This window comes from Mycobacteriales bacterium (assembly GCA_035550055.1).
In the GTDB taxonomy this organism is placed as follows: domain Bacteria; phylum Actinomycetota; class Actinomycetes; order JAFAQI01; family JAFAQI01; genus DASZTV01.
Genome location: DASZRO010000121.1, coordinates 24,366 through 48,710, shown reverse-complemented (window position 1 = coordinate 48,710; position 24,345 = coordinate 24,366). Strand labels below are relative to the sequence as shown.

18 protein-coding genes and 1 riboswitch are annotated in these 24,345 nt (G+C 69.1%); of the genes, 11 read left to right on the top strand and 7 right to left on the bottom strand.

All coding sequences use genetic code 11. The features are described from left to right. Positions 1-211: 211 nt before the first annotated feature. The 5 genes from VG899_17660 to VG899_17640 all read left to right on the top strand — a co-directional run bounded on the left by VG899_17660 (position 212) and on the right by VG899_17640 (position 4,909). Positions 212-1,138: a branched-chain amino acid ABC transporter permease gene (locus VG899_17660; protein HWA68193.1), complete on the top strand. Its 927-nt coding sequence runs from the start codon at positions 212-214 to the stop codon at positions 1,136-1,138. Between the two features lie 38 nt (positions 1,139-1,176). Next, complete coding sequence (locus VG899_17655) at positions 1,177-2,487, top strand: branched-chain amino acid ABC transporter permease (GenBank protein ID HWA68192.1); 1,311 nt, start codon at positions 1,177-1,179, stop codon at positions 2,485-2,487. Continuing rightward, on the top strand, positions 2,484-3,326 hold the full coding sequence (locus tag VG899_17650) for an ABC transporter ATP-binding protein (GenBank protein ID HWA68191.1): 843 nt from the start codon (positions 2,484-2,486) through the stop codon (positions 3,324-3,326). The genes VG899_17655 and VG899_17650 overlap by 4 nt, the downstream gene beginning before the upstream one ends. Further along, a complete protein-coding gene (locus VG899_17645) occupies positions 3,310-4,020 on the top strand; it encodes an ABC transporter ATP-binding protein (GenBank protein HWA68190.1) in 711 nt (236 codons plus the stop codon). The genes VG899_17650 and VG899_17645 overlap by 17 nt, the downstream gene beginning before the upstream one ends. A 265-nt stretch (positions 4,021-4,285) precedes the next feature. Further along, on the top strand, positions 4,286-4,909 hold the full coding sequence (locus VG899_17640; GenBank protein HWA68189.1) for a GNAT family N-acetyltransferase: 624 nt from the start codon (positions 4,286-4,288) through the stop codon (positions 4,907-4,909). A gap of 126 nt (positions 4,910-5,035) precedes the next feature. On the opposite strand, the gene VG899_17635 is transcribed toward VG899_17640, so the two are convergent. Then, complete coding sequence (locus tag VG899_17635) at positions 5,036-5,431, bottom strand: hotdog fold thioesterase (GenBank protein HWA68188.1); 396 nt, start codon at positions 5,429-5,431, stop codon at positions 5,036-5,038. Positions 5,432-5,454: 23 nt separating this feature from the next. Between VG899_17635 and polA the strand changes: the two genes are divergently transcribed. Further along, positions 5,455-8,157 carry a DNA polymerase I gene (gene polA / locus VG899_17630; GenBank protein ID HWA68187.1) on the top strand — a complete coding sequence of 901 codons (2,703 nt, stop codon included), beginning with the start codon at positions 5,455-5,457 and terminating at the stop codon, positions 8,155-8,157. A gap of 158 nt (positions 8,158-8,315) precedes the next feature. Here polA and VG899_17625 read toward each other — a convergent pair whose 3' ends face one another. Next, positions 8,316-9,113, bottom strand: a complete 798-nt coding sequence (locus tag VG899_17625) for a class I SAM-dependent methyltransferase (GenBank protein HWA68186.1) — start codon at positions 9,111-9,113, stop codon at positions 8,316-8,318. Between the two features lie 143 nt (positions 9,114-9,256). On the opposite strand from VG899_17625, the gene rpsA reads away from it, so the two are divergent. The 4 genes from rpsA (at position 9,257) to VG899_17605 (ending at position 15,383) form a co-directional block, all read left to right on the top strand. After that, on the top strand, positions 9,257-10,750 hold the full coding sequence (gene rpsA / locus VG899_17620) for a 30S ribosomal protein S1 (GenBank protein ID HWA68185.1): 1,494 nt from the start codon (positions 9,257-9,259) through the stop codon (positions 10,748-10,750). A gap of 24 nt (positions 10,751-10,774) precedes the next feature. Continuing rightward, on the top strand, positions 10,775-11,380 hold the full coding sequence (gene coaE, locus VG899_17615; protein HWA68184.1) for a dephospho-CoA kinase: 606 nt from the start codon (positions 10,775-10,777) through the stop codon (positions 11,378-11,380). Positions 11,381-11,494: 114 nt separating this feature from the next. Continuing rightward, a complete protein-coding gene (gene uvrB, locus VG899_17610; GenBank protein HWA68183.1) occupies positions 11,495-13,600 on the top strand; it encodes an excinuclease ABC subunit UvrB in 2,106 nt (701 codons plus the stop codon). Positions 13,601-14,222: 622 nt separating this feature from the next. After that, complete coding sequence (locus VG899_17605; GenBank protein HWA68182.1) at positions 14,223-15,383, top strand: hypothetical protein; 1,161 nt, start codon at positions 14,223-14,225, stop codon at positions 15,381-15,383. Here VG899_17605 and glyA read toward each other — a convergent pair. The 5 genes from glyA to VG899_17580 all read right to left on the bottom strand — a co-directional run bounded on the left by glyA (position 15,346) and on the right by VG899_17580 (position 21,355). Beyond that, complete coding sequence (gene glyA, locus VG899_17600; protein HWA68181.1) at positions 15,346-16,629, bottom strand: serine hydroxymethyltransferase; 1,284 nt, start codon at positions 16,627-16,629, stop codon at positions 15,346-15,348. The genes VG899_17605 and glyA overlap by 38 nt on opposite strands. 16 nt (positions 16,630-16,645) lie before the next feature. Next, a riboswitch (ZMP/ZTP riboswitch) is annotated at positions 16,646-16,730 on the bottom strand. Between the two features lie 2 nt (positions 16,731-16,732). Beyond that, entirely contained in the window at positions 16,733-18,469 is a 1,737-nt protein-coding gene (locus tag VG899_17595; GenBank protein HWA68180.1) for an alkaline phosphatase family protein, read from the bottom strand. After that, positions 18,469-20,229: an alkaline phosphatase family protein gene (locus tag VG899_17590; GenBank protein ID HWA68179.1), complete on the bottom strand. Its 1,761-nt coding sequence runs from the start codon at positions 20,227-20,229 to the stop codon at positions 18,469-18,471. The genes VG899_17595 and VG899_17590 overlap by 1 nt, the downstream gene beginning before the upstream one ends. Beyond that, complete coding sequence (locus tag VG899_17585) at positions 20,226-20,696, bottom strand: SAM-dependent methyltransferase (GenBank protein ID HWA68178.1); 471 nt, start codon at positions 20,694-20,696, stop codon at positions 20,226-20,228. Before VG899_17585 ends, VG899_17590 begins: the two co-directional genes overlap by 4 nt. After that, positions 20,693-21,355: an MBL fold metallo-hydrolase gene (locus VG899_17580; GenBank protein ID HWA68177.1), complete on the bottom strand. Its 663-nt coding sequence runs from the start codon at positions 21,353-21,355 to the stop codon at positions 20,693-20,695. The genes VG899_17585 and VG899_17580 overlap by 4 nt, the downstream gene beginning before the upstream one ends. Before the next feature lie 91 nt (positions 21,356-21,446). Here VG899_17580 and uvrA point away from each other — a divergent pair, with 91 nt between their 5' ends. Then, positions 21,447-24,344: an excinuclease ABC subunit UvrA gene (uvrA, locus tag VG899_17575; GenBank protein ID HWA68176.1), complete on the top strand. Its 2,898-nt coding sequence runs from the start codon at positions 21,447-21,449 to the stop codon at positions 24,342-24,344. Position 24,345 lies beyond the last annotated feature (1 nt).

The window sequence follows — 24,345 nt, the reverse complement described above, 5'->3', positions numbered from 1 at the left end:
TCCTTCGGCGCGAACCACGAGCTGAAGTCCACGGCGGTCTACCTGTACCAGGTCAAGAACGGCAACATCGCTTATCTCGGCGAGATCAGCGACCTGGTCTGACCGAGTACGAAGCCAGGCAATAGGAGCGCCGCGGGCCGGACCGTTGTAACGTCCGTCCCGCGGCGCTCTGCGTTGCGCCGTCCGTTCGACCCGGGAGCGCCTGCGACCGATGTGCTTCTCGCATAACTTCTGGCCGCTGTTGATCAGCGGCATTGAGAACGGGTCGGTCTATGCGCTCGTAGCACTCGGCTACACGCTGGTCTACGGCGTCCTGCAGCTCATCAACTTCGCGCACAGCGAGGTCTTCATGAGCGGCTCCTTCGGCGGGCTGTTCGCGGTCCAGGAAGTCGTGGGAAGCAGTACGCCGCACGGCTGGACCTCGGTGTGGCTGATCGCGCTTGGCGTCGCTGCGGGAGCTGTCGTCGGAGGGCTCGCGGCGTTCGTCCTCGAACGGGTCGCCTACCGGCCGCTTCGACGGCGTGGCGCACCTCCGCTGGCCTTCCTGATCAGCGCGATCGGCGCGTCGTTCTTCGCGCTCAACCTCGCCGGCAAGGAGTTCGGCAACAACCCGATCTCGGTGCCGCAGCTCTACGACCAGCACGCGGTGTTCCACGTCTTCGGCGCCCCCGTGCTGAACACCTACCTGATCATCGTCGGCGTCGCCGCCGTCTTCTACCTGATCGTCGACCAAGTCATCGCCAGGACGAGGCTCGGGCAGGGAATCCGCGCCGTCGCGCAGGACGCGGAGACCGCGAGCCTGATGGGTGTCAACGTCGAGAGGATCATCGTCGCGACGTTCGTTCTCGGCGGGTTGCTCGGCGGCGCGGGCGGCTTTCTCTACGGCATGGCCTACAGCGTGCAGTTCAACATGGGCTTCTTCCCTGGCCTGAAGGCGTTCACGGCGGCGGTGCTCGGCGGTATCGGCAACATCCGCGGCGCCGTCGTTGGTGGACTGCTGCTCGGCGTCATCGAGTCACTCGGGGTGGCCTGCATCCAGACCGAATGGTCGGACACGATCGCCTTCCTCGTGCTCGTGCTCGTGCTGATGATCAAGCCGACCGGTCTGTTCGGCGAGAGCCTCGGGCGTGCCGCATGACCGGGCAGGCGAACGCAGCAGCCACCGGTGGTGACCGCGTGAGGATCCACCTGGCGCAGGGGGCTCGTGGCCGGCTCGGCGGCTGGATCTCGGTCGCGCTGGTGCTCGCGCTGGTCAGCGGGCCGGGCGGGAGCAGCAGCGCGTACTCCTACGGCTTCCGGCACTCGATCCTGCGCCCCCGCGTGATCCCGTTCCTCGTGACCGCCCTCGTGGTGTGGGCCGTCGTCGAACTCGTCCGCCCACGTCGCGATCAGCTCTCCGCGGCGGTCCTGCGCCGTTGGGAGCTCGTCGAGCGCAAGACCGCGGCGCTGCGCGGCAATCCCGCGGGCCGGTTCGCCGTCCCCGTAGCGGTGCTCGCGGTCGCGGTGGCGGTGCCGCCGTTCCTGAACGGGTTCTGGCAGACGGTCCTGGTCCAGGAGATGGGCATCTTCGCGTTGCTCGCGCTCGGACTCAACGTCGTCGTCGGATTCGCCGGTCTGCTCGACCTCGGCTACATCGCGTTCTTCGCCGTCGGCAGCTACGCAACGGCGTACTTCACCGGCCGGCTGCCGGTGCACCCGCCCTTCACGCTCAACCCGTTCTGGATCCTGCCGATCGCGGTGGTGGCGGCCTTGATCGCGGGCGTGATCCTCGGCGCGCCGACGTTGCGGCTGCGTGGTGACTACCTGGCGATCGTCACCCTCGGGTTCGGTGAGGTCGCGTACAGCTTCGTACGCAACAAGACGAGCGTCACCGGTGGCGACAGCGGCGCCTTCAACATCCCGCACTTGTCGATCCACGCGGCCGGCATCCACTACACCTGGGGCGTCGAACAGCTCCCGTACTACTGGGTGCTGCTCGTCATCATCGTGCTCGTCTTCTTCCTGTTCCGGCGGTTGGAGAACTCCCGGGTCGGCCGGGCCTGGACCGCGATCCGGGAGGATGAGGTCGCAGCGGCGGCGTCCGGCATCCCGACGGTGCGCTACAAGCTGCTGGCATTTGCGATCGGGGCGTCCACGTCCGGGTTCGCCGGCGTGCTGTACGCCTCCAACGTCAGCGTCATCACCGACCAGGACTTCATCGTCCAGACCAGCATCCTGGTGCTGGTGTTCGTGATCTTCGGCGGCATGGGCTCGATGTGGGGAGTCCTGGCCGGAGCGGCGTTCCTCGAATGGCTGCCCGAGAAGCTGCGAAGCACCGTGCCGCCCGCTGACCGGTTCGTCTACTTCGGCATGTTGATCATCCTCATGATGATCTTCCGGCCGCAGGGGATGATCCCGTCCCGGCGCAGGGCATTGGAGATCAAGCAAGCCGAAGGCGGTGTCGGCGAAGCCGATGCGCTCGGCCTGCCGAAGGAGATGCAGCAGTGACCGCCCCCGCGCCGGTCGCTGCGCCCATGACCGATCCGGTGATCACCGTCGAGGGGATCACGCTGCGGTTCGGCGGGGTCACCAGCCTGGCGGATGTCACGCTCGCCGCACCGCGCGGCGAGGTCATGGCGGTCATCGGCCCCAACGGCGCCGGGAAGACCTCGCTGTTCAACTGCCTCACCGGGGTGTACGTCCCCCAGGAGGGCCGGATCACCTTGCATCAGGCCGGCGGGTCGACGGCGACGTTGTCCGGCCGCAAGCCGCACGTCGTCACCCGGCTCGGCGTCGGTCGGACGTTTCAGAACATCCGGCTGTTCAACGCGCTGACCGCCGTCGAGAACGTGAAGGTCGGCGGCGACTCGCGCGGCAGTGCCGGCCCGATCAGCGTGATGCTCGGCCTGCCGCGTACGCGCCGCGAGGAGCGGGCCAACACCGACCGCGCCCTCGAGCTGCTCGACTTCGTCGGGTTGAGCGGCCGGCACGATGCGATCGCCTCCTCGCTGTCCTACGGCGAGCAGCGCCGCCTCGAGATCGCGCGTGCGCTTGCGACCGCGCCGCAGGTGCTTCTGCTCGACGAGCCCGCGGCGGGCACGAACCCGGCGGAGAAGCTCGAGCTGGCGAGCCTGATCCGCCGGATCAACTCCGAGCTCGGCGTCTCCGTGCTGCTGATCGAGCACGACATGAAGCTCGTCATGTCGGTGGCGACATGGGTGGTCGTCCTCAGTTTCGGCAGAGTCATCGCGAGCGGTACGCCGGAGCAGGTCCAGCGTGATCCGGCGGTCATCGAGGCCTACCTCGGCACGGCGGACAAGGGAGACGGCGATGCTGCTTCAGGTTGAGGGCCTGCGGGTCGCCTACGGCCGGATCGAGGCGCTGCACGGCATCGATCTCGAGGTGGCGGAGGGCGAGATCGTCACCCTGCTCGGCGCAAACGGTGCCGGCAAGACGACCACGTTGCGCACCATCTCCGGGCTGCTCCCACCCACCGCCGGATCGGTGACGTTCGACGGGCAGCGGATCAGTGGCCGTCCCGCGCACGAGATCGTCGCCGCCGGGATCGGTCACGTGCCGGAGGGTCGCCGGGTCTTCCCGCGCATGACGGTTGTCGAGAACCTGCAGATCGGCGCCTACCAGCGCCGCGGCGACCTCACCGAGGACATGGATCGCGTGTTCTCGCTGTTCCCGGTGCTACAGGAGCGGCGTACCCAGACCGGGGGCACCCTGTCCGGCGGCGAGCAGCAGATGCTGGCGATCGGCCGGGCACTGATGGGGCGGCCGAGGCTGCTGTTGCTGGACGAGCCGTCGATGGGTCTGGCACCGATGATCGTGGCGAAGATCTTCGAGATCCTCCGGGAGATCAACTCGCAAGGTACGACGATCCTGCTCGTCGAGCAGAACGCGGCGCAGGCGCTGCGCCTCGCCGGTCGTGGCTACGTCCTGGAAACCGGAGCGATCGCGCTCGCCGACCGGGCCGAGTCACTGCTCGCAGACGACCGAGTGCGCTCGGCGTACCTGGGCGAAAGTGTCGCGTAGCGGGCAAATCCGCTGAAAACAAAAGGAAGCCCGGCACCTTTGGGTCCGGCCACGCCTTCCCCGTGCGTGGTCGTTGTCTACTCGGTGCCGGGCTGTGCGCCGAATTTAGTGACCCGCCACTTGGTGGGTCAACGCCGGTCACCCGCTGTTTGCCCGCTACCGCCGATTGGCCCTCGCCGGAGGTTCGTCGGGGCGCTACCGTGCTTCTACCCAGCGGTGCTTCCCGAAGGTCGCAGGGTTCGGATCGGCGCGAGGGAGGCCCGTGATGTCGCGGACACAGGTGGCCACTCGCATGGCGACCATCGAGGACATTCCGGTCCTTGTCGACCTCTGGGACGAGCTGCGTCAGATCGGCGGTCGAAGCGAGCGGGCGAACAACCCGGTGTCGGCGATCGACGTCCGCGAGCGGCTCACTGCGGTGCTGTCGAGCCCGTCGTACCGGATCCTGCTCGCCACCTTCGCCGACGTCCCGGCAGGAATGGCGGTGCTGCAGACGACCCGCCCGGATCCGTTCGCTGACGCGAAGGTGCTCAATGTCGCGCATCTCGTCGTGTCGCGGTCGGCACAGCACAAGGGGGTCGGTCACGCGTTGCTGAAGGCTGCCGTGGACTTCGCGACGGAGAAGCGGCTCGACCAGGTGTCGGTCAGCATCTATCCGTCGCTGCGGGAGGCGAACCGCTTCTTCGCCCGCCTCGGCTTCGCGCCCGCCGCGACGCGCCGCGTCGCTCCGGTCAGCCTGCTGCGCCGGAGGTTGGGGGCTGACGCAGGGACGGCGGTCGGTGTCGAGGCAACGCGGCGGCGGGCCCGGCTCGTCCGCAGCGTGCCGTACCCGAGGGGCAGCCGCGGCAGCGCCGACACCACCGCGGCGCGTCGCGCGGAAGCGCGCTAGAGAGGCAGTGCGGAAGCGCGCTAGAGGCAGCGCGGAAGCGCGCTAGAGGGGGCAGCGCGGAAGCGCGCTAGAGGGGCAGCGCGGAAGCGCGCTAGAGGGGGCAGCGCGGAAGCGCGCTAGGAGCGGCTAGGTCGCGTCGCGCAGCAGCGCGGTGAGCCGCGCGGTGCAGACCCGCCGGTCCTGCTCGTCGGTGATGACGATCTCGTAGGTGGCGAGCGTTCGGCCCAGGTGCAGTGGGGTCGCCACGCCGGTGACGTAACCCTCGGTGGCCGATCGATGATGGGTGGCGTTGATCTCGATGCCGACCGCAATGCGGCCTTCCCCGGCGTGGATCGCGGCACCGACCGAGCCGAGGGTCTCGGCCAGCACGCACGACGCCCCGCCGTGAAGCAGACCGTAGGGCTGGCGGTTGCCCTCGACCGGCATGCGCGCCACCATGCGGTCTGCGCCGAACTCGAGGAACTCGATCCCCATGCGCTCGGGCAGATCGGGCAGCGTCGCCTCAGGCGGGTTGTCAGTCACAGGGCGACATTACGATGCCGAGCATGGCCGCGGGCGACGTAGGTACCAGTCCGGGAGGCGGTCAGCGACTGCTGCTGCTCGACGGGCACTCGCTGGCGTACCGCGCCTTCTTCGCGTTGCCAGTCGAGAACTTCTCCACCACCACCGGGCAGTCGACGAACGCGGTCTACGGCTTCACCTCGATGCTCATCAATGTCTTGCGCGACGAGGCACCTACGCATGTCGCCGTCGCATTCGACGTCGGGCGCAAGACATTCCGAACCGAGGCCTACGCGGAGTACAAGGCGACCCGCAAGGAGACGCCGAGTGAGTTCCGGGGTCAGGTGGATCTCATCAAGGACGTGCTGGCGGCGCTCACCGTGCCGGCGCTGTCCCTCGACGGGTACGAAGCCGACGACCTCATCGCAACGCTTGCGGTGCAGGGCGCGGACGCCGGGATGGACGTGCTCATCGTCACGGGCGATCGCGACGTACTCCAGCTGGTCAACGACCGCATCACCGTGCTGATGACCCGCAAGGGAATCAGCGACATGACCCGCTTCACGCCGGAAGAGGTGCGGGCGAAGTACGACCTGACGCCCGCGCAGTATCCGGACTTCGCCGCGTTGCGCGGTGATCCGAGCGACAACCTGCCGTCGATCCCGGGCGTCGGTGAGAAGACCGCCTCGAAGTGGGTGCGCGACTTCGGCTCGCTCGACGAGCTCGTGGCGCGGGTCGACGAGGTGCCGGGGAAGGCCGGACAGGCGCTGCGGGATCACCTCGCCGACGTGATCCGCAACCGTCAGCTCACCGAGCTGCGCCGTGACGTGCCGTTGGAGGTGACTCCTGCCGGCCTCCAGGTCGGACAGTGGGACCGGGAGGCCGTCCATCAGCTGTTCGACACGTTGCAGTTCCGGGTGCTGCGCGAGCGGCTGTATGCGACCTTGTCCGCGGTCGAGCCGGAGGCCGACGAGGGCTTCCAGGTCGAAGGCGAGACCCTCGGGCCGGATCAGGTCGCCGCGTGGCTCGACGTACACGCCCGTGGAACGGGTGACCACGGGGTCGCCGTCGCCGGCAAGTGGGGACGCGGCACCGGCCACGTCACCGGGGTCGCCGTCGCTGCGCCGGACGGCGCGACCGCGGCCATCGACCCGGAACAGCTGACCGCCGCCGACGAGCAGGCGTTCGCCGGCTGGCTCGCGGACGCCACGGTCACGAAGGTGTTCCACGACGTCAAAGGCCCGTTGCTCGCTCTGGGTGCCCGTGGTTGGACGGTCGCCGGCGTACGAAGTGACACCGCCTTGGCGGCGTACCTCGCGTTGCCGGGCCAGCGGACGTTCGATCTCGCTGACCTGGCGTTGCGATACCTGCGCCGTGAGCTGCGCGCCGAGGTCCAGGACGGCCAGCTCTCCCTCGACGGCTCAGCAGAGGCGGACGCGGCTCAGGCGGAGATGGTGCGCGCCCGGGCGATCGTTGACCTCGCCGGCGCCCTCGACGCCGACCTGGAGCGGCGAGGCGGCGCCCGGCTGCTGGCGGAGGTCGAGCTGCCGTTGACCGCGTTGCTCGCCGACATGGAACGGGTCGGCATCGCCGCTGACGTCGACTGGCTGGCGGAGCTCGAGGCCCGCTTTGCGGGCGAGGTGAAGCGTGTCGCCGACGCGGCGTACGCGGTCATCGGGCACGAGGTGAACCTCGGGTCGCCGAAGCAGCTGCAAGAGGTGCTGTTCAACGAGCTCGGCCTGCCGAAGACGAAGAAGATCAAGACCGGCTACACGACCGACGCGGACGCGTTGCAGGAGCTGTACGCGAAGTCGCAGCACCCGTTCCTCGAGCATCTGCTCCGGCATCGCGATGTGGCGCGGCTCAAGACCGTCGTCGACTCGCTGATCCCGATGGTCGACGACGCCGGGCGCATCCACACCACCTTCAACCAGATGGTCGCGGCGACGGGCCGGCTGTCGAGCACGGATCCGAACCTGCAGAACATTCCGGTCCGCACCGTCGAGGGCCGGGAGATCCGCAAGGCGTTCATCGTGGGGGCGGGCTTCGAGTCGCTGATGACCGCGGACTACTCCCAGATCGAGATGCGGATCATGGCCCACCTGTCTCACGACGCCGGGCTCATCGAGGCGTTCACGTCGGGTGAGGACCTGCACACCTTCGTGGCGGCGCAGGCCTTCGGCATCCCGGTCGACGCGGTCGAGCCCGAGCAGCGGCGGCGGATCAAGGCGATGTCCTACGGTTTGGCGTACGGGTTGTCGTCGTTCGGCCTCGCCCAGCAGCTGGGGATCTCGACGAGTGAGGCGCAGGCCCAGATGGACGCCTACTTCGCGCGGTTCGGCGGGGTGCGGGACTACCTCAAGGGCGTGGTCGACGTCGCCCGCAAGGACGGCTACACCGAGACGATCCTCGGCCGGCGCCGCTACCTGCCCGATCTGACGAGCGACAACATGCAGCGCCGGCAGATGGCCGAGCGCATGGCGCTCAACGCTCCGATCCAGGGTTCAGCGGCGGACATCATCAAGGTCGCGATGCTCGGTGTCGAGCGGGCGCTGCGGGAGGCGTCGCTGTCCTCGCGGCTCCTGCTGCAGGTGCATGACGAGCTCGTCCTCGAGGTCGCCGCAGGCGAGCGCGAGCAGATCGAGGAGCTGGTCCGCCGACAGATGTGTTCGGCGTACGTCCTCGGTGACGTCCCGCTCGACGTCTCGGTCGGCTACGGCCAGAACTGGGACGCCGCCGCCCACTAACCCCCAACCCGTTCCCAGCAACGCTCCGTTGCTGTGGCTATCGCCCAGCTACGGACCGTTACCCCGGCGGATTGCCCAGCAACGGACCGTTGTCCCGGCGGAATGCCCAGCAACGGACCGTTGCTTCGGCGGATCGCCCAGCAATGGAGCGTTGCTGGTCAGGGTTTGTGGGTCAGGAAGATCGCGGTGCCGGGGATCAGCTGGCCGCGCAGCTTGCTCCACTGGCCCCAGGTGCGCTCGTGCTCCTTGGGCCACTCCGGCTCGACCAGCTCGTCGAGCACCAGGCCGGCCGCGACGATCTCCCGGATGCGGTCGCCCATCGTGCGGTGGTGCTCGACGTACGTCGGGACGCCGTCCTCGTCGACCTCGACGTAGGGCCGGCGGTCGAAGTACGACGTTTTCGCGATCAGCCCACCCAGGCCGGGGTCGTCGAGGAAGGACCACCGGATCGGGTGCGTCAGGGAGAACACCCAGCGTCCGCCCGGCTTCAGCACCCGGGCGACCTCGCTCATCACGGCAGCGGAGTCAGCGACGAACGGAACGGCACCGTACGCCGAGCACGCCGCGTCGAACACCGCGTCGCCGAACGGCAGCCGTTGGGCGTCGCCGACGACGACCGGGGTCCGTACCCCCAACGCCGCGTCGATCAGCCGTGAGTGGGCGAGCTGGGAGGCGGACAGGTCGACTCCCACGGCCCAGGCGCCGGCCGCGTTGAGCCAGCGGCTGCACTGCGCGGCGCCGGCTCCGACTTCGAGCACTCGTCGGCCGCGGACGTCGCCGAGCAGGCCGGCCGAGGACTCGCGCAGACCTTCCGGACACCACAGGAAGTCGGCGTCACCGAGGAAGTCGCCGTGCTCGACCTGGTAGTCGGCGGCGGAGGCGTCCCACCAGCTCCGGGATGCCCGCAGGCTGGTCGCCGGGTCGAGATGCCGGCGTACCGGTTTGATGACCGTCATCGGGCTGGTTCGAGCGCTCGTCGCGGCGTTCGACGTGCGGGTAGGCGCGGACTAAACTTGCTGGTCGCGTCGCGGGACCCCCGGCGCACAACCCGACATCTGTCCACCTTCGACATCTGTCCGTTCCCGAGGATCACCACTACATGACCGCTGCAGTCGCCGAGCCCAACGCCCTCACCCAGGTCGCGATCAACGACATTGGCACCGCCGAGGACTTCCTCGCCGCCATCGAGGGGACCATCAAGGAGTTCAACGACGGCGACATCGTCGAAGGGGTCATCGTTCGCGTCGACCGCGACGAGGTGCTGCTCGACATCGGTTACAAGACCGAGGGTGTGATCCCCAGCCGCGAGCTGTCGATCAAGCACGACGTCGACCCTAACGAGGTCGTCTCGGTCGGGGACGAGATCGAGGCCCTTGTCCTCCAGAAGGAGGACAAGGAAGGCCGCCTGATCCTGTCCAAGAAGCGCGCTCAGTACGAGCGGGCCTGGGGCACGATCGAGCAGATCAAGGAAGAGGACGGCATCGTCACCGGCACGGTGATCGAGGTCGTCAAGGGCGGCCTCATCCTCGACATCGGGCTGCGGGGCTTCCTGCCCGCCTCGCTGGTCGAGATGCGCCGGGTGCGCGACCTCCAGCCGTACGTCGGCAAGGAGCTCGAGGCCAAGATCATCGAGCTCGACAAGAACCGCAACAACGTCGTCCTGTCCCGTCGCGCGTGGCTCGAGCAGACGCAGAGCGAGGTTCGGCAGACGTTCCTGACGCAGCTGCTCAAGGGCCAGGTGCGCAAGGGTGTCGTCTCCTCGATCGTCAACTTCGGTGCGTTCGTCGACCTCGGTGGCGTCGACGGTCTCGTCCACGTATCCGAGCTGTCCTGGAAGCACATCGACCACCCCAGCGAGGTCGTCGAGGTCGGCCAGGAGGTCACCGTCGAGGTGCTCGACGTGGACATGGACCGCGAGCGGGTCTCGCTGTCGCTCAAGGCGACGCAGGAAGACCCGTGGCAGGCCTTCGCCCGTGCCCACCAGATCGGCCAGGTCGTCCCCGGTCGGGTCACCAAGCTCGTCCCGTTCGGTGCGTTCGTCCGCGTCGCGGAGGGCATCGAGGGCCTGGTTCACATCTCCGAGCTGGCCGAGCGCCACGTCGAGATCCCGGAGCAGGTCGTCAACGTCGGCGACGAGATCTACGTCAAGGTCATCGACATCGACCTCGAGCGTCGCCGGATCTCGCTGTCGCTGAAGCAGGCCAACGAGGGCACCGTCGGCGAGGCGGTCGCGGACCACTTCGACCCGACCCAGTACGGCATGCCGGCCCAGTACGACGACAAGGGCAACTACATCTACCCCGAGGGTTTCGACTCCGACACCAACGAGTGGAAGCCGGGCTACGAGGCGCAGCAGGCCGAGTGGGAAGCGCAGTACGCCAAGGCGCACGAGCGCTGGGAGGCCCACCAGAAGCAGATGCAGGCCGCCCAGGCCGCTGACGCGGAGGCCGCTGAGGCGACGTCGTACAGCTCTTCGCCGGAGGGTGCCTCCGACGCCGAGTCCGGTGGCACGCTGGCCAGCGACGAAGCGCTCGCCGAGCTTCGCCGCAAGCTGACCGGTGGTGACGACGAGGCGTCGGACGCGGCGGAGTAGCACCCGCCTGCGGGGATCGTCTCGATGCTCAACGTCGGGCTGACCGGCGGGATCGGCGCTGGCAAGAGCGAGGTCACGAAGCGGTTCGCCGCGCTCGGGGCCAAGGTCATCGACGCCGATGCGATCGCTCGTGAGGTGGTCGAGCCCGGTACGCCGGGGCTCGCCGCGGTCGTCGCGGAGTTCGGCGCCGGGGTGCAAGCCGCAGACGGGTCACTCGACCGCGACGCCGTGGCCGCGATCGTCTTCGCCGACGACGACGCCCGTGCACGGCTCAACGCGATCGTGCACCCGCTCATCGGTGAGCGCGTGGCGGCGTTGCTCGCCGAGTACGACGCCGATGATCCCGACGGGATCCTGATCAACGACGTACCGCTGATCGCGGAAGCCGGAGTGGCCGAGCGCTACGAGGTGATCATCGTCGTGGACGCGCCCGTGGAGGTCCAGCTCGACCGGCTCGTGCGACTGCGGGGGATGACCCGCGAGGCAGCGCAGGCCCGCATCGACGTACAGGCCAGCCGCGAGCAGCGCCTCGCCCTCGCCACCCACGTGCTCACCAACGACGGTGACCTCGACTCACTCCAAGCGCAGGTCGACCAGGTCTGGCAGGCCCTCCACGCCCGTTCGAAGTAGCACACAACCTGCCCCTGGAACCGGTCATCAAGGGGCAAGGGCGGCATTTCGCGGCAGGTTGTGTGCTACTTCGGACGCGGGAAGTGTCGGAGGGGCGGCGTACGTTGTGGATTTGTGGCCGCTGTGACCTCGATCCGTCCGACCAAGGCTCCGTTCGTCGTCGAGTCGGAGTTCGAGCCGTCCGGCGACCAGCCGGCGGCGATCGACGAGCTGGCCCGCCGGATCCGCGACGGCCACAAGGACACGGTCCTGCTCGGCGCCACCGGCACGGGCAAGTCGGCCACCACCGCGTGGCTGATCGAGCGGTTGCAGCGACCGACGCTGGTCATGGCGCCCAACAAGACCCTCGCGGCACAGCTGGCGAACGAGTTCCGGGAGCTGCTGCCCAACAACGCGGTCGAGTACTTCGTCTCCTACTACGACTACTACCAGCCTGAGGCCTACGTCCCGCAGACCGACACCTACATCGAGAAGGACTCCTCGATCAACGAGGAGGTCGAGCGGCTGCGGCACTCGGCGACGATGAGCCTGCTGACCCGGCGCGACGTCGTGGTCGTGGCGAGTGTCTCGTGCATCTACGGCCTCGGTACGCCGGAGGAGTACGTCAACCGCTGCGTCCAGCTCGAGCTCGGCCAAACGATCGAGCGCGACGCCTTGCTGCGCCGCTTCGTCGACATCCAGTACACCCGCAACGACCTCGCCTTCACGAGGGGCACGTTCCGGGTGCGCGGCGACACCATCGAGATCTTCCCGGTCTACCAGGAGCTCGCGATCCGGATCGAGATGTTCGGCGACGAGATCGAGCGGATCTCGGTCCTGCACCCGCTGACCGGCGAGGTGATGAGCGACGAGCAGTCCGTCTTCGTCTTCCCGGCGACCCACTACGTGGCAGGTCCCGAGCGCATGGAGCGCGCGATCTCAGGGATCGAAGCGGAGCTCACCGAGCGGCTCGAGGAGATGGAACGGCAAGGCAAGCTGCTCGAAGCGCAGCGGCTGCGCATGCGTACGACGTACGACATCGAGATGATGCGCCAGGTCGGCTTCTGCTCCGGGATCGAGAACTACTCCCGCCACATCGACGGACGCGCGGCCGGCTCCCCGCCGCACACGCTGCTCGACTACTTCCCGGACGACTTCCTGCTGGTCATCGACGAGTCGCACGTCACCGTTCCGCAGATCGGCGGGATGTACGAAGGGGACATGTCCCGCAAGCGGACCCTTGTCGACCACGGCTTCCGGTTGCCGAGCGCGATGGACAACCGGCCGCTGCGCTGGGAGGAGTTCCTCGACAGGATCGGGCAGACCGTCTACCTGTCTGCGACGCCGGGCAGCTACGAGATGAAGAAGGTCAACGGTGACGTCGTCGAGCAGGTCATCCGACCCACCGGGCTCGTCGACCCGCTGGTGGTCGTGAAGCCGCCGAAGGGCCAGATCGACGACCTGATGCACGAGATCCACCTGCGGGTCGAGCGCGACGAGCGGGTGCTCGTGACGACGCTGACCAAGAAGATGGCCGAGGATCTGACCGACTACCTGCTCGAGAACGGCGTTCGCGTCCGTTACCTGCACAGCGAGGTGGACACCCTGCGTCGGGTCGAGCTGCTGCGCGAGCTCCGGCTCGGGGAGTACGACGTGCTCGTCGGGATCAACCTGCTGCGTGAGGGCCTGGACCTTCCCGAGGTGTCGCTGGTGTCGATCCTCGACGCGGACAAGGAGGGCTTCCTTCGTTCGGACAAGTCGCTGATCCAGACGATCGGCCGCGCCGCGCGCAACGTGTCCGGCGAGGTGCACATGTACGCCGACACGATCACGCCTTCGATGAAGGCCGCCATCGAGGAGACCAACCGGCGCCGTGAGAAGCAGCTCGCCTACAACGCCGAGCGCGGTATCGACCCTCAGCCGCTCCGCAAGAAGGTTGCCGACATCCTCGACGGCATCATTCGCGGCGACGCCAACGAGCTGATCGGCGGCAGCGGCCGGGCGCAGTCGCGAGGCAAGACGCCGGTGCCGGGGATGACGAGCCCGTCGCCCACCGCCGGACAGCACGCGGCCGACCTGGCCGGCATGCCGCGCGCGGAGCTGGCACAGCTGATCCAACAGCTCCAGGACCAGATGCACGCCGCCGCCGAGGAGCTCCAGTTCGAGCTCGCCGCACGCTTGCGCGACGAGGTCAACGAGCTCAAGAAGGAGCTGCGGCAGATGACTGCGGTGGGCGCGTAGGCGGCGCGACAGCGAGACCTGCCCGTGACAGTTCCCCTCACAGGGAGTGCCGCGCGCCCTGACGGGTAACCCGCCGGCATGCGAATCCGACTCATCCTCGTGATGGCCGCGAGCGCCGTACTGGCCGGCTGTGGCACGAACTCGGGCGATGGGCCGAGCGTGACGACGAACGGTGTCACCAGCCTGCCGTCACCGAGTGCGGTATGCACCTCGCTTCGGGTCCACCAGTTCTGCGGCCCGCGAGACGGTTCGGCGGCGAGCCCGACGGCGACCGCCGCTTCGCCGACCCCTTCGTGTCGACCCCACCACCACGCGCGAGCCCGCCGCAGGCGCGACTGCGCGACCGCGACACCCGCGGCTGGCCACACCAGCCGCTGAGCCCTGCGCTGCTCTGGGCCGGGCAGGGGCGACGGCCGGAGTCGCACCCGCGGGCGGGTCTACGCCGGACCGGCGCCTTGCCGGACGACGCGCCGAGGGCGTGCGTGGGTGCAGACTACGGTCGTGACCACCTACCGCCTGACCGGTGGGATCGGCTTCGTCGGACGTCACCTGATCGAGCTGCTCCGCTGCGTCCACTGATAGGTGTCGGCGCAGAGTGGGGTCGTCGCAGAGTGCGCGGGACATGAACCCCGCGGTGGAGGAGCCGCTCGCGGCGCGGTCGGCGCGGCTGGTCGACGACCTGGCGCGCCACCGGTACGCCGTCCTGGCGCTCCTGACGGTGGTGCTGTGGCTCGGCACGGGCGCCGCGGTCGGCTGGCAGGGTCGGGACTGGAGCTACTTCCTGACCGGTGCGCACGCCCTGACCGGTCGGGTCGGGCTTCATGTCTACGCGCGCATGCCCGACCTGCAGTTCGGGCCCCCCGCGTTGCTGGTTGCGGTCGTGTTCCGCGACGCCGGTCCCGGTCACGGTTGGGCGCTCGTCAGCGCGATCTGCATGCTGCTCGGCGTCGTGACGATTCGGCTGCTCGAACGCACGGCCGTGGAGCTGGTCGGGCGAGCCCATCGTGTCGAGACACTCGTGCTCCTCGGCGGTCCGTTCTTCCTGATGACCTGGACCTTGCCGGCGGTCAGCCAGGGCCACCCCGACGACGTCCTGGCGCTGCTCGCGATCGCGGGGGCGATGCGCGCCGTGGTGTCCCGACGCTGGCTGCTCGCCGCGGCGCTCGTGGGCTGCGCCGCGGCCGCCAAACCCTGGGCGCTGATGGTCCTGCCGCTCGCGCTCGCGGTGCGCGGGACCCGGGTGCGGGCACTGCTCGTCACGATTGCGGTCGCGCTGGTGAGCTGGGTGCCCTACTTCCTCGGTGACGCCGAGACCCGGCGGGTCGGCGACTTCCATCTGCGGGTCGAGCAGACCTCGACACTGCACTACCTCGGGTTCGGCGTGGGCGCGGCGCCCGCTTGGCCGCGCGAGGCGCAACTGGCCGTCGCGCTGCTGCTGGGCGCCGTAGCGGTCCTTCGCGGCAGGTGGCTGCTGGTGCCGTTCGTCGCGTTCGCGGTCCGGATCAACCTGGACCCGTCCGTCGTCTACTACTACGCCGCGGGACCAATTCTCGGAGCGTTCGCCTGGGACCTCGTCGTACCGGTCCGTGGGCTTCCGGTACGCACGATCGGCGCCTGGCTCGGGCTGCTGGCATTCCCCACCGCGGTGCTCGGCGGCGGTACCGGCGATCCGGTGTCGCACGCCCTCATAGCTGCGGTGCGCGTCGCCGTGCTCGCCGCAGCGGTGTGGGGCGTGGCGGCGCCGGTCAGGCCGGGACCGGGAACCCTGCGGTCAGCTCCTTGACCTCTTTCGCGACCTGCTCGATGTCGCTCTCGTCGTCGCTGGCGACCGCGGTTGCGACGCGGTCCATCCAGCCGGCGATCGCCGTCATCTCAGCGGCGCCCATCCCGCGCGTCGTGACCGCGGCGGTGCCGATCCGCAGCCCGGACGGGTCGAACGGCGGGCGGGGGTCGTCGGGGATCGCGTTGTAGTTGGTGACCAGGCCGGCTCGGTCGAGCGCCTGCGCGACCGGCTTGCCGCCGACGCCCTTCGGTGTGAGGTCGACGAGGATGAGGTGGTTGTCGGTGCCCCCCGAGACCAGGTTGAAGCCGCGCTCGAGAAGGGCGCCGGCGAGCGCCGAGGCGTTCGCGACGATCTGTGCGGCGTACTCGCGGAACGACGGCTGCGCCGCCTCGCGCAACGCGACCGCGATCGCCGCCGTCGTGTGGTTGTGCGGTCCGCCCTGCAGACCGGGGAACACCGCCTTGTCGATGGCCGAGGCGTGCTCGGCGTTGCACATCAGCATTGCGCCGCGCGGGCCGCGCAACGTCTTGTGCGTCGTGGTCGAGATGACCGACGCGTGCCCGACTGGCGAGGGGTGCGCCCCGCCGGCGACGAGCCCCGCGATGTGGGCGATGTCCGCGACCAGCACCGCGTCGACCTCCGCCGCGATCGAGGCGAAGCCGGCGAAGTCGATCGTGCGGGGGATCGCCGTGCCGCCGCAGAAGATCACCTTCGGGCGCTCGGCGAGAGCGAGGTCGCGCACCTCGTCGAGGTCGACCCGGCCGGTGTCAGGGCGTACGCCGTAGCGCACCGGGGTGAACCACTTGCCGGTCGCCGAGACGCCCCAGCCGTGGGTCAGGTGCCCGCCAGCCGGCAGCGACATGCCCATCACCTTGTCGCCGGGCGACAGGAAGGCGAGGTAGACGGCCAGGTTCGCGGGCGAGCCGGAGTACGGCTGCACGTTGGCGTGGTCGACGCCGAACAGCGACTTGGCGCGCTCGACCGCCAGCGTCTCGATCTGGTCGATGACCTGCTGGCCCTCGTAGTACCGCTTGCCCGGATAGCCCTCCGAGTACTTGTTCGTGAGCACCGTGCCGGTGGCTTCGAGCACGCCTCGCGAGACGTAGTTCTCCGAGGCGATGAGCCGGATCTTCGCGCGCTGCCGGACCTCCTCGGCGTCGATCAACGACGCGATGTCGGGATCCTCGGCGCGCAGCGCGGGAAGGGTCGGAATCGGCTGGGCTGCAAACCCCTGCGGGTCGGACATGCTCGCTCCCAAGCGGTGGCGACGCCCAGGCGTACGGCGTCGTCGGTCTGCGCTTCCCGGTGGTCGATTCCACCCACTGCACGCCAGTCGCGACGAGTGCAGTCTAGTCGGTCTCCAGCACGGACCGGTCGCCGTGGGCCAGCGCGTTGGCGCGCGACTTCATGGTCGCGGTCGACTTACCGCTGCGCGCCGGAACTCGAGCACGCTTGGTTGCAGCCGCCGGGAAATACCGTGTGGCGGGCGCCGTCGTTCCCTGCTGGGTGGGCATCCGCTGCCGGGTCGGCAGCGAGGCGACCGCGCCGCCGGTCTCGGCGTCCTGGTTGAGCTCCGAGCACGCCCCGCTGCTGATCACCTGCGGGTCGGGGACCGAGGCGAGCGCCGGCATCGACAGGTCCGGTGTCCCGGCGAACAGCGCGTCCGCGAGGCTGGAGACGGTGCTTCGGCGCCACGCGGAGATGTTGTCGACCTTGATGCCGAACAGGTCTTCGAGCAGCAGCAGCTGCGAGGTGTGGTCGAACACCTGGGAGACGACGTGCCCGCCGCGGCTGAACGGCGACATCACCAGCAGCGGGACGCGTACGCCGAGGCCGAGCGGTCCGCGGATACCCAGAGTCGAGCTGTCGAGGGTGGCCGCGGTGAGGTACTCGCCGGCGGTGTTGGCCGGTGGCGTCGGCGGTGGTACGTGGTCGAACCACCCGTCGTTCTCGTCGTACATGAGGAACAGCACCGTCTTGGACCAGGTGTCCGCGTCGGCCATGAGTGCGTTGAGGACGAGGTTGGTGACGAACGCGCCACGGTCGGGCGAGGAGGACGGGTGCTCGTCCCAGCCGATCGGGGGGATGATCCAGGAGACGCTGGGCAGCGTGCCCGCTTGGATGTCCTGGATCAGCCCGTCCGGGTAGGTCGGCCCGAACGCCTTGCTGTACAGCGTCGAGCTCGGGTCCTTGTACTGGTGGAAGTACGGCAGGATGTGGTCGCCGACCGCGAGGACCAACGGGTTCGACGTCGGGTCGTAGAGGCGGCTGTCCCACACGCCGAACTGCTGGAACTGCGAGCCGACCGGGCCCTCGTCGGAGGGGTGGTAGATCTTCCACGACACCCCGGCGTCCTCGAGCAGCTCCTGCACTGTCGTCCAGCTGCAGGTCCACATGGCGTTCGGGTTGTCGGTGCTGTAGGTGATCGGACCGCCCTGGGTTCCGGCCGGGTCGATCGTTCCGCTGTTGGCCATCAGCCGGTTCGGGTGAGTCGGTCCCAGGATCGAGGCGTGGTAGCCGTCGCCGAGGGTGAACTCGTCGGCGATGGACCAGTAGAACGGGATGTCACGGCGGGTGTAGTAGCCCATGGTCATCGCGCCGTCGGGGCTGCCTTCGTACTGCTTGCTGGTGTGAGTGCGGACCCAGCTGTCCATCGCGCCGTTGTTCCAGCACAGGTGCTGCGCGCCCCAGGCGTGGGTGAGGTCGTCGGTGCACTCCATCCCGGCATGGGCGTCGAGGTGGAACGGCAACAGCTTCCGGCGTGGGGACAGCTCACCGCCGGCTGGATAGTCCTGGGCGAACACGCCGAGCGAGTGCGCCGGGTGGTCGTCGAAGCCGCGCCCCTTCGGGTAGGCGCCGAAGTAGTGGTCGTAGGACCGGTTCTCCATCATCAAGAACACGACGTGCTCGATCGCGCCGAGGTCCGACCCCCTCGCCTTGGTGGCCGCCGCGCGGCGAACGGTCCGGGCGAGTGGAGTCGCCGGTGTCGCGGCCGCGACGCGTTCGGGGAGCCCGAACGCCGCGGCGGCGCCCACCGCCGAGATCGCCGCGAGGATCTCGCGGCGCGACACGCCCCCGTTGGCCATCAGTGCCGATCGGCAGGCGTGCCGGCGTGGGACAGGTGGTTGTACGCCGACTTCGTCGTGGCGGTGCGACGCCCGCTGCGCAGCGGGACCCGGTCCGTGGTGGTGTGCGAGGCGGCGAAGAACCGGCTGGCCGGCACCGTCACCCCGCGCTGCGTCGGCATCCGCTGCTTGGTGGCGAGCGTCGGTCCGACACCGCCGAGCTCGGACTCCTCGCCGACTTCAGAGCACCCGCCGGTCAGCTCGAACGGCGTCAGGGCGATCTGCGGGAGCCGCGGAAGCGTCGCGTCGTGCGGGGTGCGGAACAGCGTTGAGGTGAGGTCGCCCACGGTGTTGCGGCGCCACTTCGAGACGTTCGGTACCTCGATGCCGAAGCGCTGGTGCAGGAACTGCAGCTGGGACGTGTGGTCGAACACCTCGGTCGCGATGTGGCCGCCGCGGCTGAACGGCGAGATGACCAGGCACGGCAGCCGTACGCCGAGGCCGAGCGGGCCCCGGATGCCGAGGGTCTGCGAGCTGATCTTCGGTGCCGTCAGCCACTCGCCCGCCGTCCCCTCGGGTGCGGTGGGCGGGGCGACGTGGTCGAACCAGCCGTCGTTCTCGTCGTACATCAAGAACAGCACCGTCTTCGACCACACCGTCGGGTTCGACGCGAGGATGTCGATGATCTGCTGGACGAACCACTGCCCTCGCTCCGGGTTGGCCGACGGGTGGTCGTCGAAGCCGAGCGGTGCCATCAGCCACGACACGCTCGGGAGCTGGTCCTTCGCCACATCTGCCATGAAGTCGGCCGGGAACGTCGGGTTGAACGCCTTCTGGTGCAGCATCGACAGCGGGTTCTCGAAGGCCTTGAAGTACGGCAGGACGGTGTCCGTCGCGAGCATCACGACGGGATTGACCGTCGGGTCGTAGAGGACCGGGTCCCAGATCGGGTACTGCACGAGGCTCGCGTACTTTCCGGTCGCCCCCACGAACGACGGGTGGTAGACCTTCCACGAGATCCCGGCGTCCTCGAGCACCTCCTGCACCGTCGGCCAGGTGCAGGTCCACAGCACCGCCGGATCCGGGTTGGTGTCCGTGACCGGCCCCCCGTGGGTGCCGGCCGGGTCGATCGTGCCGGTGTTCGCCATGAGCCGGTTCGGGTGGGTCGGCCCGAGGATCGAGGCGTGGTAGGCGTCGCAGAGGGTGAACTCGTCGGCCAGTGCCCAGTAGAGCGGGATCTCCCGGCGGGTGTAGTAGCCCATGGTCATCGCGCCGTCGGGTACGCCTTCCCACTGCTTGCTGGTGTGGGTCCTGACGTAGGAGTCCATCTTTCCGTCGTTCCAGCACAGGTGCTGCGGACCCCAGTTGTGGGTGAGGTCGTGGGTGCAGTCCCCGTCGGCGCCCGCGGTCAGGTGGAACGGAAGCAGCTTTCCCTTGGGGGAGAGGTCAGTCCCGGCGGGATAGTCCTGGGCGAACGCTCCGAGCGAGTGCTTCGGGTGGTCGTCGAAGCCGCGACCTCTCGGGTAGGCGCCGAAGTAGTGGTCGTAGGACCGATTCTCCAGCATCAGGTAGATCACGTGCTCGACCGCGCCGAGGTCCGAGCCGTGCGGAGCGGTCCGAGCGGCTCGCCGGGCCGCCGCCTTTGCCGCTCGGGCAGACGGGCCGGCGCCGACGGTGGCCCCGCCGGTGGAGGCGGTGGCGCGCTCCGGCAGTCCGAGTGCGGCCGCAGCGCCGGCGGCGGTGATCGCGGCGATCAGCTCGCGCCGGGACATGGAGGTCATGGGTTGTCCCAGTATCCAGCCATCAGCTCGGTTGCCCAGGCAGGTTGGGAGATTTCGCCGCGAGGCAGGAACTCGTTCATCACCGGTTTGAGGTCGAGCACCGGCGTGCCGTCGATCGCGTCGAGCCCCGCGACGCGCACGGTCAGGCCCTCGACGCCGAGCAGCCGGCAGGCCGTGACGCCGATCCGGTTCGGCCGCATCTTGGCGCGCTGGGCGAGGATGCCGACCAGTGGCCAGTCGCGGTTGCCGCGCGGGTGGCGCGCGCCGAGGGTGATCTGCGACTCGTCGACCTGGTCGAACAGGAAGACGACCTCGACGTGGGAGAACTCGGCCAGACCCGCGACGGCGTCAGGGCCGACTCGGTCCGGATCGAGCACGACTTCGGCGCTGACCGCGTCCCAGTCGTCGTCGATCGCCTCGGTCCGTGACGAGCGAACCGTGCCGATCGGGGTGACCTGGTAGGTCACCAGCCCCTCTCGTGCCACTCGCCGAGGTGCGGGCGCTCGGCGCCGAGCGTGCTGTCGTTGCCGTGACCCGGGTAGAACCAGGTGTCGTCGGGCAGTACGTCGAACAGCTTGGCCACCACGTCGGCGTACAGCAGCTCGAAGTTCTCCTTCGACCCGAACGTGTTGCCCACCCCGCCGGGAAACAGCGAGTCGCCGGTGAACAGGTGCGGCCGGTCACCGTCGCTGTAGAGCAGGGCGACGGAGCCGGGGGTGTGACCGACCAGATGAATGATCGAGAGCCGGTGCGTCCCGACCGTGACCGTGTCGCCTTCGTTGATCGGCTCGCTGACCGGAACCGGCAGCGGCTCGGCGTCCTGCGGGTGAGCCGCGACCGGCGCCCCGGTGGCCGCCACCATCTCCGGCAGCGCGGCCCAGTGGTCCGGGTGCTGGTGCGTGGTGACGATCCGCTGGAGCCGGTCCTGGTCGAGGACCCCGAGAAGTACGTCGGGGGAGTGCGCGGCGTCGATCAGCAGGACGTCGCCGGTGTCGGCGCACTTCAGGAAGTAGCAGTTGTTGTCGTACGGCCCCACCGCCACCTTCGCCAGGCGCAGCCCGCCGCCGAGGTCGCGGATGTCGGGCGGCCCGCCGACTGTCACTGCCCCGGTGTAGTCATCGGTCATGACCGCACGATACGGCGCGAGGCTGTCGGCGTCGGCACGTAACATCGGACCCGACTCCCGCCCCCTGCCGTCCGACACCGAGAAAGCAGCCATGGCCGACCGCTTGATCGTCCGGGGTGCGCGCGAGCACAACCTGCGCGACGTCAGCCTGGATCTGCCTCGCGACGCCCTGATCGTGTTCACCGGGCTGTCCGGCAGCGGCAAGTCGAGCCTGGCCTTCGACACCATCTTCGCCGAGGGGCAGCGGCGTTACGTCGAGTCCTTGTCGGCGTACGCCAGGCAGTTCCTCGGCCAGATGGACAAGCCCGACGTGGACTTCATCGAGGGGCTGTCCCCGGCGGTGTCGATCGACCAGAAGTCGACGAGCCGCAACCCGCGCTCGACCGTCGGGACGATCACCGAGGTCTGGGACTACCTCCGGCTGCTCTACGCGCGGATCGGCACGCCGCACTGCCCGGTCTGCGGCGAGCCGATTGCCCGCCAGACGCCGCAGCAGATCGTCGATCGGGTGATGGACCTGGCCGAGGGGACCCGGTTCCAGGTGCTGGCCCCGGTCGTGCGAGGCCGCAAGGGGGAGTACGCCGAGCTGTTCCGGGAGCTGCAGACCAAGGGCTTCGCCCGGGCCCGGGTGGACGGCACCGTGATCGGGCTCGACGACCCGCCGAAGCTCGCCAAGTACGAAAAGCACGACATCGAGGTCGTGGTCGACCGGCTCGCGGTCAAAGCGTCGGCCAAGCGCCGGCTGACCGACTCGGTGGAGACCGCGCTCAACCTCGCCTCGGGCATCGTCGTACTCGACTTCGTCGACCTGCCGGAGGACGACCCGCACCGCGAGCGCAAGTACTCCGAGCGGCTCGCCTGTCCCAACGACCACCCGTTGACCATCGAGGATCTCGAGCCGCGCACCTTCTCGTTCAACTCGCCGTACGGCGCCTGCCCGACGTGTACCGGGCTCGGCGTGAAGCTGGAGGCGGACGAGGAGCTGATCGTCCCCGACCCGACCAAGTCGCTCGCCGATGGTGCGGTGTCGGTGTTCTTCGGCCAGAACGGGCGCGACTACTTCACCCGGCTGATGGTCGCCCTCGGCGAAGAGCTCGGCTTCAAGGTCACGACGCCGTGGGAGGACCTGCCCGCGAAGGCCCAGCAGGCGGTGCTGCGGGGCTATCCCAAGCAGATCCACGTCCATTACAAGAACCGGTACGGCCGGGAGCGGTCCTACTACACGCGCTTCGAAGGGGCCATCCCGCACGTCGAGCGCCGTCACAGCGAGGCCGAGAGCGACACCAGCCGGGACCGCTTCGAGGGCTTCATGCGCGAAGTGCCGTGTCCGGCGTGCGACGGCGCGCGGCTGAAGCCGGAGGCGCTGGCGGTCAGCCTCAACGGCCGCTCGATCGCCGAGGTGGCGAAGCTGCCGATCGGCGAGTGCGCCACGTGGCTGGCCGCGATGAAGCTGACCCCGCGCGAGGCTCAGATCGGCAGCCGGGTGCTGAAGGAGATCAACGAGCGGCTGCGCTTCCTGGTCGACGTCGGGCTGGACTACCTGTCGCTGGACCGGGCGGCAGCGACCCTCGCCGGCGGTGAGGCCCAGCGGATCCGGCTGGCCACGCAGATCGGCTCGGGGCTGGTCGGCGTGCTGTACGTCCTCGACGAGCCGTCGATCGGGCTGCACCAGCGGGACAACCGCCGGCTGATCGAGACGCTGGTCCGGCTGCGCAACATGGGCAACACGCTGATCGTCGTAGAGCACGACGAGGACACGATCCGCACCGCCGACTGGGTGGTCGACATCGGCCCGGGGGCCGGCGAGCACGGCGGCGAGATCGTCCACTCCGGGACCTACGACGACCTGCTGAAGGTGGACCGCTCGATCACCGGCGCCTACTTGTCGGGCCGGCGCGAGATCCCGATCCCCGACATCCGTCGCCAGCCGTCGCCGGACCGGCAGCTGACCGTCGTCGGGGCGCGGGAGCACAACCTCCGGGAGGTCACCGCCGAGTTCCCGCTCGGCTGCTTCGTGGCGGTCACCGGGGTGTCGGGCTCGGGCAAGTCGACGATGGTCAACGACATCCTCTACTCGGTGCTCGCTCGCGAGCTCAACGGCGCCCGGATGGTGCCCGGCCGGCACCGCACCGTGACCGGGCTGGACCTGGTCGACAAGGTCGTCGGCGTCGACCAGTCACCGATCGGGCGGACCCCTAGGTCGAACCCCGCGACGTACACCGGCGTGTTCGACCGGATCCGCTCGCTGTTCGCCGAGACGACCGAAGCCAAGGTGCGTGGCTACCTGCCGGGCCGCTTCTCGTTCAACGTCAAGGGCGGCCGCTGCGAGGCGTGCGCGGGCGACGGAACCATCAAGATCGAGATGAACTTCCTGCCGGACGTCTACGTCCCGTGCGAGGTGTGCCACGGCGCCCGCTACAACCGCGAGACGCTCGAGGTGCACTTCAAGGGCAAGACGATCGCCGACGTGCTCGACATGCCGATCGAGGAGGGCGCCGAGTTCTTCGCCGCGGTTCCGGCGATCGCGCGTCACCTGACGACGCTGGTCGACGTCGGGCTCGGCTATGTCCGGCTCGGCCAGCCCGCACCCACGCTTTCCGGGGGCGAGGCGCAGCGCGTGAAGCTCGCCTCCGAGCTTCAGCGGCGCTCGACCGGACGGACCGTCTACATCCTCGACGAGCCGACCACCGGCCTGCACTTCGAGGACATTCGCAAGCTGCTCGGGGTGCTCACCCGCCTGGTCGAGGCGGGCAACACCGTGATCGTCATCGAGCACAACCTCGACGTGATCAAGACCGCCGACTGGGTCATCGACATGGGCCCGGAGGGTGGTAGCGGCGGTGGCACGATCGTCGCCGCCGGGTCACCGGAGCACATCGCGACGGTGCCCGAGTCGCACACCGGCCGGTTCCTGGCCGAGATCCTCGGCACCCGCGTCGCGAAGCCGAAAGCGGCGAAGCGCACGGCGGCCACCCGCAAGCGAGCCTGAC